The 13,115-nt window shown below is 69.1% G+C and carries 13 protein-coding genes; 6 read left to right on the top strand and 7 right to left on the bottom strand.

What is annotated here, in order from left to right:
• Positions 1-150: 150 nt before the first annotated feature.
• A complete protein-coding gene (locus tag ACTMTU_RS14625) occupies positions 151-1,866 on the top strand; it encodes an Ig-like domain repeat protein (protein ID WP_441263908.1) in 1,716 nt (571 codons plus the stop codon).
• A gap of 71 nt (positions 1,867-1,937) precedes the next feature.
• Here the strand turns inward: ACTMTU_RS14625 and ACTMTU_RS14630 are convergent, their stop codons facing one another.
• The gene (locus tag ACTMTU_RS14630) at positions 1,938-2,852 is read right to left on the bottom strand and encodes a hypothetical protein (protein ID WP_441263909.1); all 915 of its coding nucleotides are present in this window, start codon (positions 2,850-2,852) and stop codon (positions 1,938-1,940) included.
• A gap of 323 nt (positions 2,853-3,175) precedes the next feature.
• On the opposite strand from ACTMTU_RS14630, the gene ACTMTU_RS14635 reads away from it, so the two are divergent.
• Together ACTMTU_RS14635 and ACTMTU_RS14640 are read left to right on the top strand one after the other, a co-directional pair.
• Entirely contained in the window at positions 3,176-4,675 is a 1,500-nt protein-coding gene (locus tag ACTMTU_RS14635; protein WP_441263910.1) for a glycosyltransferase family 39 protein, read from the top strand.
• A 46-nt stretch (positions 4,676-4,721) separates the two neighbouring features.
• Positions 4,722-5,810 (top strand): glycosyltransferase, encoded by a 1,089-nt coding sequence (locus ACTMTU_RS14640; RefSeq protein ID WP_441263911.1) that lies wholly within the window; start codon positions 4,722-4,724, stop codon positions 5,808-5,810.
• A gap of 169 nt (positions 5,811-5,979) precedes the next feature.
• Here ACTMTU_RS14640 and ACTMTU_RS14645 read toward each other — a convergent pair whose 3' ends face one another.
• On the bottom strand, positions 5,980-6,366 hold the full coding sequence (locus tag ACTMTU_RS14645; protein ID WP_441263912.1) for an SCO4983 family protein: 387 nt from the start codon (positions 6,364-6,366) through the stop codon (positions 5,980-5,982).
• Positions 6,367-6,456: 90 nt separating this feature from the next.
• On the bottom strand, positions 6,457-7,668 hold the full coding sequence (locus tag ACTMTU_RS14650; protein ID WP_005312781.1) for a pyridoxal phosphate-dependent aminotransferase: 1,212 nt from the start codon (positions 7,666-7,668) through the stop codon (positions 6,457-6,459).
• A gap of 360 nt (positions 7,669-8,028) precedes the next feature.
• Here ACTMTU_RS14650 and ACTMTU_RS14655 point away from each other — a divergent pair, with 360 nt between their 5' ends.
• Positions 8,029-8,862 (top strand): putative protein N(5)-glutamine methyltransferase, encoded by an 834-nt coding sequence (locus ACTMTU_RS14655; RefSeq protein ID WP_441263913.1) that lies wholly within the window; start codon positions 8,029-8,031, stop codon positions 8,860-8,862.
• Positions 8,863-8,946: 84 nt separating this feature from the next.
• On the opposite strand, the gene ACTMTU_RS14660 is transcribed toward ACTMTU_RS14655, so the two are convergent.
• Both ACTMTU_RS14660 and ACTMTU_RS14665 read right to left on the bottom strand, forming a co-directional pair.
• On the bottom strand, positions 8,947-9,180 hold the full coding sequence (locus ACTMTU_RS14660) for a chaplin (RefSeq protein WP_441263914.1): 234 nt from the start codon (positions 9,178-9,180) through the stop codon (positions 8,947-8,949).
• 288 nt (positions 9,181-9,468) lie between these two features.
• Positions 9,469-9,879 carry a rodlin gene (locus ACTMTU_RS14665; protein WP_441263915.1) on the bottom strand — a complete coding sequence of 137 codons (411 nt, stop codon included), beginning with the start codon at positions 9,877-9,879 and terminating at the stop codon, positions 9,469-9,471.
• 158 nt (positions 9,880-10,037) lie between these two features.
• On the opposite strand from ACTMTU_RS14665, the gene ACTMTU_RS14670 reads away from it, so the two are divergent.
• Positions 10,038-10,679 (top strand): vitamin K epoxide reductase family protein, encoded by a 642-nt coding sequence (locus tag ACTMTU_RS14670; RefSeq protein WP_441263916.1) that lies wholly within the window; start codon positions 10,038-10,040, stop codon positions 10,677-10,679.
• A 67-nt stretch (positions 10,680-10,746) separates the two neighbouring features.
• On the opposite strand, the gene ACTMTU_RS14675 is transcribed toward ACTMTU_RS14670, so the two are convergent.
• A complete protein-coding gene (locus ACTMTU_RS14675) occupies positions 10,747-11,157 on the bottom strand; it encodes a rodlin (protein WP_441263917.1) in 411 nt (136 codons plus the stop codon).
• A 193-nt stretch (positions 11,158-11,350) separates the two neighbouring features.
• Complete coding sequence (locus ACTMTU_RS14680; RefSeq protein ID WP_441263918.1) at positions 11,351-11,647, bottom strand: hypothetical protein; 297 nt, start codon at positions 11,645-11,647, stop codon at positions 11,351-11,353.
• A 352-nt stretch (positions 11,648-11,999) separates the two neighbouring features.
• Here ACTMTU_RS14680 and ACTMTU_RS14685 point away from each other — a divergent pair, with 352 nt between their 5' ends.
• Complete coding sequence (locus ACTMTU_RS14685) at positions 12,000-13,100, top strand: DUF3344 domain-containing protein (RefSeq protein WP_441263919.1); 1,101 nt, start codon at positions 12,000-12,002, stop codon at positions 13,098-13,100.
• The last annotated feature ends 15 nt before the right edge of the window (positions 13,101-13,115 follow it).

A 13,115-nucleotide genomic window follows, 5' to 3' on the forward strand; every position in this document is an offset into this window, starting at 1 on the left:
CCCTCAGGCTCCGGGGGCCGAAGTCTCTCGATGTTCAGGCGCGGCGCCTTGTGCACACGCATCGCTCACATGTTCCATGGGATCTTCATGTTCGACGATGAACGTGAATTGAGCCTGTGGGGGGCACAGTTGAGCGCTTTTCAGTACAACGTGAGACGTCTTGCCGCGATGGTGGCCGCATTCGCGGTCGGCGGCACGGGGCTCGTCCTCGCGGCGCCCGCCGCACACGCGGCGGAAGCGTCCGACGTGGTGGCGAAGCTGCCCGCTTCCTCGTTCTCGGACATGGTGGTCGACTCGCGGAACCAGCGCGTCTTCATCTCCGACAAGTCGACAGCCGCCCTGTACGGGGGTGTGGTCGTCGCCTACGACTTCGAGGGCCACCGGGTCGGTTCGTTCACCACCGAGACCCGCGCCTCCGGTCTCGCGCTGAGCGAGGACGCGGCCACCCTGTACGTGGGCCAGCGCGAAGGCGTCTTCGCCTACGACACCCTGACCCTTCAGGAGACCGGCCGCACCGGCGTCTACCAGGACTACTGCGGCCGGGAACTCGCGGTCACCGGAACCAAGCGCTGGCACACCACCACCCCCGCGTCCAGCGACTCCTACTGCGACCAGAACCGGACCGACCTGGACTCGGTGGTGGGCGGGGTGCACACGCGCACCAACTGGAACGCCGCGGGCAAGCTGCTGCTGGCGACCGGTGACGGGGCGGCGGACCGGCTGTTCATGGGCCAGGCCAAGGGCCCGGTCTCGCCCGACCCGTTCCTCACGTCGTTCGACACCTCCGGCGACACCCCCGTGCGCGGTGACTCCCGCCGTTTCGCCGACGCCGAGGGCAAGGGCGCGCTGGACCTGAAGGACATCGCCGTCAGCGCGGACGGCAGCCGGCTCGCGGTCGCCGACGCCGCGTACGGCACGCGCCTGCTGAACTCCGGCGACCTGAGCGACGCCGGCCCCGGCTACCAGCCGCTGCCCACGGGCGCGACGGCGTCCGCCGTCGCCTTCAGCGGCGACGGGAAGTACGTGGCGCGCGGAGCCTCGGCCACGGGCAGCACCCCCGACCTGCTGATCCAGCCGGCCGACCCGGCGAACGGCACGACGGCGATGGAGTTCGCCTTCGAGGGCGACCTCGACGGAAGCCGCGTCGTCCCGCGCGGCCTGGAGTGGTCCAAGGACGGCTCCCGGCTGTTCGCCGTCACCACCAACGCGTACGGCAACGCCTTCTGGCTGCACATCGTGCAGCCCCCGGCCGCCCAGTACGACTCCCGCTTCTCCGGCGCGCTGACCCACACCCCGGGACAGGCCGTCGTCGGCGAACCGGTCGGCATCCGCGGCCGCCTCGAACTCGACGGCACCGCGCCGGCCGAGCCCGTCAGGGTCAGCGCGGTACGCACCACGGCCGACGGCACGCGCAAGCTCGCCGAGGCGGAGGTCGCGGCGGACGGGACCTTCACGGTGCTGGACGTGCCGGACGCCGTCGGCAGCGCGACCTACACGGTCTCGTTCCTCGGCGACCTCACCCACCGGCCGGCCGAGGACGTCTCGCTCACGATCGACGTGGCGAAGGCCCCGACGTCGATCTCCCTCACCGCCCCGGCGGAGGCGCCGATGAGCTCCGGTGTCGTGATCACCGGCAAACTGACGGCTCAGGGGCGCGCACTCCCCGCCGGCGCCACGCTCGCGGTCGAGCGCACGGACCGGCTGGGCACGGGCACCCTGTCCTCGGTGCCGGTCGCGGCCGACGGCACGTTCACGGTCAAGGACCTGCCGCGCGCACGGCGCGAAGTGACGTACACGGTGTCGTACGGAGGCGACGATCTGCACACCGGCAGCGAGGCGTCGGCGACGGTGTTCGTCACGCGCTGAGCCGGACATGCGTGTGCCGTGCCCGGTCGGCGCCGGGCACGGCACATGTATCGATCGCTACCGGTCCGGGATTACTTCATGTCCTTGGCGCGGTGGTTCAGTTCGGCGCCGGGGGCACGGTTGAGAGCGGTCGCGGTGCCGTTCTCCGGCGGGTCACCCGGGGTCGGCGTGGTCAGCTCCGTCCAGACCTCGTCGCAGTCGAGCACGAAGGGATCTCCGGGAACGCCCACCTCACAGGTGGTCTCGAAGACCTCTCCCTCGGTGGTCAGCACCTGGATCGAGACCCCGCCCGCGGCGTTGGTCTGGCTGGCGATGGAGATGGCGCACGGGTTCGGAGGGAAGCCCGTCCCCGGGTCGTCAGTGAGGTCGTACCAGATGAAGGGGCCAGGCTCGGTGCCCGTGAGGTTGCGGATTCCCGCGTACGCCACGTCGTCGCTCAGCACCGCCTTCAGGTCGACCGCGTTGCTCGGCCGGTAGGCGTCCACGTCGACGCACGGCCCAGCCGGGCCGGTGTCGCCCGTGTCGCCCTTCGGGCCGGTGTCGCCGGTGTCGCCCTTCGGGCCGGTGTCGCCGGTGTCGCCGGTCGGGCCCGTGTCGCCGCCGCCAGGTCCGGTCGGGCCGGTGTCGCCCGTGTCGCCCTTCGGGCCGGTGTCGCCGGTGTCGCCCTTCGGGCCGGTGTCACCCGTGGGGCCGACCTTGCACTTGTCCTTGTCCTTGTCCTTGTCGCCGTGGCCGAGGTCGAAGTCGTCGCCCATCGGACCCAGGAAGCGGGACAGCTCCAGGTCGTACCCGTCGCCCTTGCAGTCGTCCCCTTCAGAGGACTCGTACGCCGGGCCTGCCTGCTGCGGGGTCATGCCGACCGCCACCGCGCTGCCGGAGAAGCCGAGCATCAGCAGGGTCACCGATGCCATCGCACCGCCGACAAGCCACCTGCCACGCTGCGGAAGCGGACCGAAGCCGCCGGGGGTCCTGTTTTCAGGACTCATGTGAATTGCTCCTTGTCGAACTGGGGGGAGCTCAGCCGCTCCCCAGGGCATCATTCGGTGAAGAAAGCAATTCGCTTGAGAGGCACGCAGAATGAGTCAACACAATGGACTAGCAACCCTTGCCGTTTCAACCAGGCTGATTTGCCCGTCGTTTATGTGCCTGTTCGGTCTGCGGGCGAGATGCGTGAAAGCAGCGGGTGATCGGGTGACCGGTTGAATGATCCGGTTTATATGTGTCGCCTCGCGGAGCCGATCAGGCGAACAATGGCGTTCCTCTCCGTGGCTGACACAGCAGGACGCCATGTCAGCGCTATCACTGTCCCGTGACGACTCTTATCCGTCCGACCGAGACCGACGCAGAGGTCGAGCCGAAGGCCGCGCGGCGCCGCTCTTCACTCGCGCAGGCGGGCCTGTGGCTGTGGCCGGCGCTGACCACACTGACGCTCGCGGCCCACTCGATCAACACCCCGCAACTGGGGACCGACGAACTGGTCACCTGGGACGTGGGCACCCGTAGCGTCGACCAGGTGCTGGGCCTGCTGCACAACGTCGACGCCGTGCACGCCACCTACTACCTCCTGATGCACGGGTGGATGGGGGCCTTCGGGGACTCGCACACCGCCCTGCGCATGCCCTCCGCGTTGGCCATGAGCGCGACTGCCGCTCTCGTGGCATTGATCGGGTGCCGGCTCTTCGGCCGGCGGGCCGGGATGTGCGCCGGGCTGCTCTTCGCCCTGATTCCCGTCGTGAGCCGGTTCGGTCAGGAGGCGCGCAGCTACGCCCTGGTGGTCATGGCCGCGACGTTGGCGACGTTGCTGCTGCTACGGGCGCTGGACAGACCCCGTAGCTGGGGTCGCTGGACCGGATATGCCCTGTGTCTGGTGTTCGTCGGGCTGCTTCACCTGATCGCGCTGAGCATTCTGCCGGGGCATCTGATCGCGGTCGCCCTCCGCGCCCGACAGGAGCACGGGGTCTTCTGGCGCTTCTGCGTCGCGGTTCTCGCCGGCGCCGTCGGTACCGCTCCTGTCGTCGTGCTGGGCCTGTCGCACGCCTCCCGCCAGATCTTCTGGGTCCCCGAGCCGGACGCGTGGGGGCTGGTCGAGATCTGGCCTCAGGTGTTCGCCTCGGCCCTGTGCGCCGGAGTGGTCATCACTCTGGCCGCGATGGCGGGCAGGGAACGCCGCGACGCCCTTGTGCTGTGTGCCACGGTGGCTGTGCTGCCGCCGTTGATCCTCTGGGCGGCGTCCCACGGGGACATCTCCTACTTCCGTTACCAGTACGCCATGTTCACCGTCCCGGCCTGGGCGGTACTGGCGGGGGCGGGACTGGCCGCGGTGACGCGGTCCTGGAGGACGGCCGGCGCGGCTCTGACCGTACTCGCGCTGCTCGTACTGCCCGACCAGCGCAGGGTGCGAGGGGAGTTCCAGCACGACGTGCCGCACAACGCGGACTACGCGGGAGCCGCCCGGACGATCGAGAAGTACTACCGCTCGGGTGACGGAGTGGTCTACGTCAGGGGTGCTCCATGGATGCTCGACCAGGGAGTCCGCTACTACCTCCCGGCCGACGTGAAGCCACGGGAGGTGTTCCTCGACCGAACGGCGGCCGAGAACAACGAACTGGCTCCGGTCTATTGCAAGAGGTCGGTCAAATGCCTCAAGGGCGAGAGCCGGATCTGGGTGGTTGTCCCGGGCAACGCTTCCGATCCCCTCGACACCGTCCCCCTGAGCCAGCAGATGGCGCTGCGTGCGGCATACACCACCTTCGGTACGGACCGCCTCAGCGGTCTGACCGTCACCCTCCTTCAGCGCAAGAAGTCGTAGACCCGATCTTTGGATGGGACCAGTGAAAAAAACGGTCTGCCTCAACATGATCGTCAAGGACGAGGCGCACGTGATCCGACGCTGCCTCGAATCCGTTCGCCCGTTGATCGACACCTGGGTCATCGTCGACACAGGCTCGACAGACGGAACTCAGGACGTCATTCGCGACACCTTCGCCGATGTGCCGGGCACCCTTTACGAACGCCCCTGGAAGGGGTTCGACAAGAGCCGGAGCGAGGCGATCGAACTCGCCCGCGGCAAGGCGGACTACCTGCTGTTCATCGACGCGGACGACGTGATGGAGGTGGAGCCCGGATTCCGTATGCCGAAGCTGACTCACGACGCCTACAGCGTCGCGCTGCACCACGGAACCATGATCCACTGGCGTCCCGCGCTCGTCTCGACCCGGCTGCCCTGGCGGTATGTCGGCGTGCTGCACGAGTACATCGAATGTGGAAAGCCGTACAGCCGGGGGACGTTCAAGGGCGCCAACATTCTCACCCTGAGCGGCGGCGCGCGCCTGAAGGAAGGCCAGCGGGCGAAGTACCTGCGTGACGTCGAGATCCTCACCCAGGGCCTGATCGACGAGCCCGACAACGCCCGCTACGTCTTCTACCTCGCGCAGAGCTGGCGCGATGCCGGTGAACCGGAGAAGGCGATCGCCGTCTACGAGCGCAGGGCGGCCATGGGCGGCTGGCCCCAGGAGGTCTTCTGCGCCCACCTCAACGCCGCCCGGCTCGCCGCGAGCGTCGACCGGCCGGCGTCCGAGGTGATCGACCGCTATCTGCGCGCGCACGAGAGCCGCCCGTCGCGCGCCGAGGCCCTCGGCAACCTGGCGCGCTACTGCCGAGTCAAAGGTCAACGCTGGCCGCTCGCCCATCTCTTCGCGAAGCAGGCGGCGCGGATCCCGTTCCCGACCGACATTCTGTTCGTCGACCGTGACTGGTACACATGGCGCGCACTCGACGAACTCGCCATTTCCGCCTACTGGGTGGGGGAGTACGAGGAGTCGAAGCAGTGCTGTGAACGGCTCCTCGAAGGCGGCAAGTTGCCCGAGGAACAGCGCGAGCGCGTGACCCGCAACCTGAAATTCGCGTTGGGCAAGCTGGGTTCGAAAGAACTTGTGAGTGTCTGACAGGGCGGGGCGTGATGCGCCCGCCGAACCGCGAGGTGTACGGCGAGTGCGCCGAAGAAACCGAGGCACCACCCCGGCCGGCTCGACGCGGACAAGTGGCACCCGGTCCGCAGCCTCCCCGGACGGGGGCACGTCCCGCGCCGAAGGTCGCGGGGGTGGACCGGGGCCGTCAGGGGGCGCCGACCAGGTGCTTGTCCTCGAGCGCGGCGGTGTGCGCGTCCATCCGCTCGGCGGAGAGGATCGCGGCGGCGGTGTCCGCGCGCGACGCGGCGACGACGAGGGCGCGGCCGGCGAGGGCGAGAGCGCGCCGGTGCAGGTCTGCCGGGTCGGCGCCGCTGAGGCCCGCGTGGCGGGCCGGCGGCGCGCCACGGAGCCTCGAGACCTGCTCGGCGATGGCGTCCGCCGCCCGGTCGAGGCCCAGTTCGTCGGTCACGGCCAGGAGCGCGGCGAGGTGACCGGCCAACTGGATGTCCAGCTCCTCCTCGCGGCTGCGGTGGGGGTACTGCGCCTCGTCGGCCATCGAGTGGACCGACTTGGTGCGGATCGGCTCGTACATGGGGATGGCCTCCTGCTCACAGTCAGGAGACCATCCTACATTGGATCGAGTCTAAAGTTGAGTGGCTTCGGGAGTCCCGTGGGCGGCGCCCTACGGCTGTCCGTATCCGTCCAGGAAGGTGCCGATCCGGGTCACTGCGTCCGCCAGGTCCTTCGCCGTCGGCAGGGTCACGATCCGGAAGTGGTCCGGCTCCGGCCAGTTGAAGCCCGTGCCGTGGACGACCATGATCTTCTCGGCGCGCAGCAGGTCCAGCACCATCTGCCGGTCGTCCTTGATCTTGTAGACCTTCGGGTCGAGCCGCGGGAACAGATAGAGCGCCCCCTTCGGCTTCACACAGGTCACCCCGGGGATCTGCGTCAGCAGGTCGTACGCGACGTCCCGCTGCTCCAGGATCCGGCCGCCCGGCAGCACGAGCTCCTCGATCGACTGCCTCCCGCCGAGCGCCGTGGCCACCGCGTGCTGCGAGGGCATGTTGGCGCACAGCCGCATGTTGGCGAGGATCGTCAGCCCCTCGATGTACGAGGACGCGTGCGCCTTGGGACCGCAGACCGCCATCCAGCCGGCACGGTAACCGGCCACCCGGTAGTTCTTGGACAGCCCGTTGAAGGTGAGGACCATCAGGTCCGGGGCGAGCGCGGCGGTGGGGGTGTGGGTCGCGCCGTCGTACAGGATCCGGTCGTAGATCTCGTCGGAGCACACGACCAGGTTGTGGCGCCGGGCGATCTCGGTGAGGCTGCGCAGCATCTCGTCGTCGTAGACGGCGCCCGTCGGGTTGTTCGGGTTGATGATCACGATCGCCTTGGTGCGGTCGGTGATCTTGCGCTCGATGTCGGCGAGGTCGGGCATCCAGTCGGACTGCTCGTCGCACCGGTAGTGCACGGCCGTGCCGCCGGACAGCGACACCGACGCCGTCCACAGCGGATAGTCGGGCGCCGGTACGAGTACCTCGTCGCCGTCGTCGAGCAGCGCCTGCATCGACATCTGGATCAGCTCGGAGACGCCGTTGCCCAGATAGATGTCCTCGACGCCGAGCTCGATGCCCTTGGTCTGGTAGTGCTGCATCACCGCCCGCCGTGCGGACAGCAGCCCCTTCGCGTCGCCGTAACCATGGGCGGTGCTGAGGTTGCGGAGGATGTCCTCGAGGATCTCCGGCGGGCACTCGAACCCGAAGGCGGCCGGGTTGCCCGTGTTCAGCTTGAGGATGCGATGACCTGCTGCCTCGAGCCGCATCGCCTCCTCGAGGACCGGGCCCCGGATTTCGTAACAGACGTTCGCGAGCTTCGTGGACTGGATCACCTGCATGTCTGTGAGCTTACGGGCGCATAACGCTGATCGCTCCGTGTTTTGGGCCACCGGGAGCACGGCGTGAATGTCTGCTTTGTTGCTCACCGGGTGGCACGGTCGCGGCCCCTTCGAAACCGGGGCGAGGAAGGCCGGACGCCTGTGAAACCGGCGGTCGGTCGCATGGGTGTTGCCCTCGTCACCTTCCGGTAAGGTGGCTCGCCCGAGCAGTGCTTCCGGCGATCCGGCAGCGGTGCCACGACCGAGGAGGTGAGACCCATTCCCGCAGCAGCAGGCTGGGCGCTCTCTCCCACAGCCGTACGGTCCACCGGGCACAGGTGACCGCGAGGGCGCCCCCGTCGGTGCCCCCGAAAGGCTTTCATGTCGGTCTTCGAGCTGTACCCGTCCCCTTCCTCCGTCTCCTCCGTCGTCTCCGCGCTCCGCTCCGCGGGCTGCGTGTTCGCCGAGGACGAGGCGGATCTGTTGATCGCCGCCGCCCGCGACCACCGCGAACTCGCCGCCATGGTCGAGCGGCGCGTCCTCGGTCTCCCTCTGGAGCACGTGCTCGGCTGGGCCGAGTTCCGCGGCGTGCGCGTGGCCGTCGACCCCGGTGTCTTCGTGCCCCGTCGCCGCAGTGAGTTCCTCGTCGGCCGGGCGGTCGTCCTGGCCCCGCCCCGCCCCGTCGTCGTCGACCTGTGCTGCGGCTCCGGAGCGCTGGGCGCGGCGGTGCTGCGCGCCGTCGGCGCCGGTGAACTGCACGCCGCCGACATCGAGCCCGCCGCCGTGCGGTGCGCCCGGCGCAACGTCGAACCCGTCGGCGGCCGGGTCCATCAGGGGGACCTCTACGATCCGTTGCCGCCCGCGCTGGCCGGCCGGGTCGACGTGCTCATCGCCAACGCCCCGTACGTACCCACCGGCGAGATCGGGCTGCTGCCGCCGGAGGCCCGTGACTTCGAGCCCCTGGTGGCTCTCGACGGCGGCGCCGACGGGCTCGACATCCAGCGGCGGGTGACCGCGGGGGCCGGCCGGTGGCTGGCGCCCGGCGGGTCCCTGCTCATCGAGACCAGCGAGCGGCAGGCGCCCGAGACCGTGGCCGCTTTCACCCGCCACGGACTCGAGGCGCAGGTGGCCGTCTGCGAGGACCTGGACGCCACCGTCGTCATCGGGACGCGGGCCCGTCACGGCGCCGGCGTGGAGGGCGCCCGGGCCGATTGACCCGGCGGCGGACATGGCAGGGCCCCGGGGCGATGGCGCACCCGGGGCCCTGCCGGCCGGCGCCGTCGGCGCCGGCCCGAAGTGTCAGACGTTGGCGCAGCCGGTGCCCCCGGCCGGGTTCAGCAGGCCGATCACACTGATCGCGTTGCCGCAGGCGTTGACCGGGACGTGGACCGGGACCTGGATGACGTTCCCGGAGAGCAGGCCCGGCGAGCCGGCGGCGAGGCCGTCGGAACCCGAGTCGGCCATGGCGGGCGCCGCGCTGCCCAGGGCCATGATGATGCCCGCGACGACTGCTGCAGCCTTCATGTGCTTCATTTCGATCCTCTCAGCAGTGACACCATGCGTAGCCACGACCTTCGCGCCACGCTGCCGGATTCTGTGCAGGCGTGCGTCACCGCAGAACTAGTAACGATTCGTTTCCCGCTCGGAACCCACCCCGAGGCCGGTGAATGGAAAAGTCACTCGTATGCCTCATGATTCATTCTTCGAACCGTGTTCCGGATTTCGCTCCCGAAATTCCGTGACGCCGCTGCTCATTTGTTCCGGGCAAGGCTGCGCCCCCGGGCGCGCTGCGCGCTCGGGGGCGTACCGGGGAAGGTGCGACTAGTCGACGGCCGAGCCGTTGCCCGACAGGACCGGGATGTCGCTGAGGATGTGCGACAGCGGCTCGTCACCCTTGGCCTGGGTGGAGTTCTCGACGCACTGCTGGTTCTGCGGGGCCGACAGGATCGGCACGTCCTGGACGGCAACCGGGATGAGGCCGATGAGGGACCCCACGTTGGCCTTGGCCGGCAGGCCGATGCAGGGCTTGTTGAGCGAGCCCTGGATGAGGCTCATCTGCGGGCTCATGTCGCCGTGGGTGGCGGAGTTGCCGTACTCCTGAGAGGCGAAGTTGCCGCTCGCCGAGTTGGTGCCCCCGTCGTTGCCGAGAGCCAGAGCCTGCGGGGCCATCATTGCGCCGGCACCCGCCATGGAAGCCGTGACCATGGCCGTCGTCAGAATCTTCTTGATCACTTACTTGTCCCTTTTCGCTATGAACGCTCGAACGAGGAGCAGACTGATCAACTGCATCTGCGCCGTTTGGTTCCGGGCATTCACCCGAATGCCGCAATGTGGATCGGGACTGGTGCACAATTGGCGACCCTGCAAGCTATCCGATCGGTGAATTCAATATGACAATTTTGGCGACCGGGCCCGTGTCCGCCGAGGAGAAGGGACGGCGGCGGGCCGTCAAGGAGGGCGTCGGAGGCAGCCGGGCCCTCGCCAGGCTGCTCGTGATCACGGGCGCGGCGGGGCTGCTGGCGGCGTGGGTCATCATGACCGACAAGATCAAGCTCGCCGAGGACCCGGGCTTCACACCCGGCTGCAGTCTCAACCCGGTGGTTTCCTGCGGCAGCGTCATGGAGAGCGACCAGGCGACCGTCTTCGGCTTCCCCAACCCCATGCTGGGCCTGGCGACGTACTCCGTGGTGATCGGCATCGGCATGGCGCTGCTGGCAGGCGCACGCTTCGGCCGGGCCTACTGGCTGGGCCTGAACGCCGGTTGCGGCTTCGGCGTCGGCTTCTGCACCTGGCTGCAGTACCAGTCGCTGTACGAGATCAACGCGCTGTGCCTGTGGTGCTCCCTCGCCTGGGTCGCCACGATCTTCATGTTCTGGGCCGTGACCGCGCACAACGTCCGCCACCGGCTGCTGCCCGCGCCCGCCTGGCTGCGCGGCTTCCTCGACGAGTTCGGGTGGGTGCCGCCGGTCCTGCACACCGGTGTGGTCGGCATGCTGATCCTGACCCGCTGGTGGGACTTCTGGACCTCCTGAGGCGGTGCGTGACGACGAAGGACCCCGGCGGCCCGCGGCCGCCGGGGTCCTTCGTCGTGCGGTGCGACTAGTCGACGGCCGAGCCGCTGCCCGACAGGACCGGGATGTCGTTGAGGAGGTGCGAGAGGGGCTCGTCACCCTTGGCCTGGGTGGAGTTCTCGACGCACTGCTGGTTCTGCGGGGCCGACAGGATCGGCACGTCCTGGACGGCGACCGGGATGGCGCCGACGAGGGAGCCGACGTTCGCCTTGAGCGGCAGGCCGACGCAGGGCTTGTTGAGGGAGCCCTGGACCAGGCTGAGCTGCGGGCTCATCTTGCCGTACGTGGCGGAGTTGCCGTAGCTCTGGGTGGCGCCGTTGCCGCTCAGCGAGTTGGTCCCGCCGTCGTTGCCGAGGGCCATCGCCTGCGGCGCCATGGATGCGCCGGCGGCCGCCACGGAGAGCGCCAGCGCTGCCGTAGCCGTAACCTTCTTCAGCATTTTCTGTCCTTCTGTTGCTTGGGTGCCCGCCGATGGAGCGCCCTGGACAACCGGGAGCGGCTGCGTTTGGTTCTTGCGATTCACTCCAACGGCCCTGTCCGCGAGACGGTGTTCCGCAGGTGACAGGCGAGGGCGGCCCCGCCGCGCGTCGTCGGCGGGGCCGCCCCCGTGGCTGCGGAACCGTCCTGCCCGGTCAGCCGCCCAGGGAGACGCCGCCCAGCATGGGCGTGAGCGAGCCGGCGGTCTTCAGCACCTGCCCCGGGGCGTCGCCCTTGACGTTGTTGAGCTCGCTCGCCCTGCCCGCGACCTCGTTCACCGTGGGGCCCGCCTCGACCGTCTCCATGTCCGGGAGCGAGGACACCACCTCGGCGACGCCGCCGTTGAGGCTCATGGGCGGCATGCCCGCCGAACCGGCGGCGAAGGCGGGAGAGGCCGCCCCCAGCGCCGCCACGGAACCGGCAATGATCGCGGCAGCCTTCGAGTACTTCATCTTTTCGAATCCCTTTCCCCGGCGGGTTCTCCGCCGTCGACAGGGGTAACGAGCCGTGGACGTACGGGAAACCCCGCATCCCGGCCTTTCTCCGGCGTCCGGCGCGACGGGTCCCCGCTCGCAGGCAGTTTCGCTCAACGACCGAACGGAGAAAGGGTTTTGCCGGATCACTCGATGTAATGGCTCCGTTCGCACCGGCCCAACGCTGCCGTCATGTGTGACAGGGCCGTATGCAAGGCGAATGAGATGGCAGCCAAATGGCCGTACATGCGCGTCCAGCGTGATTTCCAACTAGCTTTCTGACAAAGTGCACTCCTGTTTTGTCGACTTGATCGAAAATGGAGAGCCACCCATGCCGGAGTCGCCGGGCTTCGCCGCACGAGGCGTCCTGGGAGCACTGCTCTGCACGGCGTTCTCGGCCGCTCCGCTCACGGCCGCGGCGGCCCCGGCCCCCACGCCGCCGGAAGCATCCGGCATCCCCTTCACGCAGCGCTACCACGCGGTGCACCACGGCGGGATCGTCCGCGCCGCCAACTCCGCCATCACCTGCCGTAGCGCCGACAGCCGCTCGGCAGCGCCCTGTTCGTCCCTTCAGCGAGGCGCGCAGGGCGCCAACGGCGACTACGACATGTTCTACGTCGACCTCGACGACGACCCCAACACGTACAACTCGAGCCGGGCACGCCTCGCCCTGCCGGCGGACTCCCGCGTGCGTTACGCCCGCCTGTACTGGGGCGGGAACCTCCGCGTCGGAGAGCAGAAACCCCCGAAGGACAACGGCCGTGTCCTGATCGCCGAACCGGGCGGTGAGTACAAGGAGGTGCTGGCCGACACCCAGATCGCACACCGCGACGCGGACGGCAGCGACGCCTACCACGCGTCCGCCGACATCACGCCCCTGGTGCGCAGCGGCGGCACCGGCTACTGGACCGTCGCCCAGATCAACGTGGCGATGGGCCACTCCGAGGCAGGCGCCTGGGGCGGCTGGACCATGGTCGTGGCCTACGAGAAGGACACCGAACCCCTGCGCGAACTCGTCCTGTGGGACGGCTTCGAAAGCGTCCGCCCCGGGCGCGGGCAGCACTCCGTGACACTCGCCGGCCTGCGGATCGGGCCAAGATCAGTGGGACGTGCCGGGCTCGTCGCCTACGACGGCGACCGCGGCGCGCGCGGCGACTCGGTGAGCGTGCGGGCCGGCGACGGGAGACCGCTTCTGATCGACGACCTCGCCAATCCGGCCGACGACGGCATGAATTCGACCATTGCCGACTTCGGCACCACGGTGAAGGGACGGCAGCCCGCCCACGTCAACACGCTCGGATACGACTCGGACGTGTTCGACATCCGGCCCGCCCTGACGAACGGCGCCCATTCGCTGACGTTCCGCTTCGGCGCCGAAGCCAACGGGCATTTCCTCGGCGCTCTCTTCGTGCAGGCCGACGCGCGCCGCTGATTCACGCACCCACAG

Origin of the sequence: Streptomyces sp. OZ13, assembly GCF_052068155.1 — a bacterium.
Lineage (GTDB): Bacteria > Actinomycetota > Actinomycetes > Streptomycetales > Streptomycetaceae > Streptomyces.

Excerpts from the sequence above, each read along its gene's own strand:
- ACTMTU_RS14680 (WP_441263918.1), bottom strand. The coding sequence starts at position 11,647 with ATGAAGTACTCGAAGGCTGCCGCGATCATTGCCGGTTCCGTGGCGGCG.
- ACTMTU_RS14645 (WP_441263912.1), bottom strand. The coding sequence starts at position 6,366 with ATGTACGAGCCGATCCGCACCAAGTCGGTCCACTCGATGGCCGACGAG.
- ACTMTU_RS14640 (WP_441263911.1), top strand. The coding sequence starts at position 4,722 with ATGATCGTCAAGGACGAGGCGCACGTGATCCGACGCTGCCTCGAATCC.
- ACTMTU_RS14685 (WP_441263919.1), top strand. The coding sequence starts at position 12,000 with ATGCCGGAGTCGCCGGGCTTCGCCGCACGAGGCGTCCTGGGAGCACTG.
- ACTMTU_RS14660 (WP_441263914.1), bottom strand. The coding sequence starts at position 9,180 with ATGAAGCACATGAAGGCTGCAGCAGTCGTCGCGGGCATCATCATGGCC.
- ACTMTU_RS14650 (WP_005312781.1), bottom strand. The coding sequence starts at position 7,668 with ATGCAGGTGATCCAGTCCACGAAGCTCGCGAACGTCTGTTACGAAATC.
- ACTMTU_RS14655 (WP_441263913.1), top strand. The coding sequence starts at position 8,029 with ATGTCGGTCTTCGAGCTGTACCCGTCCCCTTCCTCCGTCTCCTCCGTC.
- ACTMTU_RS14675 (WP_441263917.1), bottom strand. The coding sequence starts at position 11,157 with ATGCTGAAGAAGGTTACGGCTACGGCAGCGCTGGCGCTCTCCGTGGCG.
- ACTMTU_RS14630 (WP_441263909.1), bottom strand. The coding sequence starts at position 2,852 with ATGAGTCCTGAAAACAGGACCCCCGGCGGCTTCGGTCCGCTTCCGCAG.
- ACTMTU_RS14670 (WP_441263916.1), top strand. The coding sequence starts at position 10,038 with ATGACAATTTTGGCGACCGGGCCCGTGTCCGCCGAGGAGAAGGGACGG.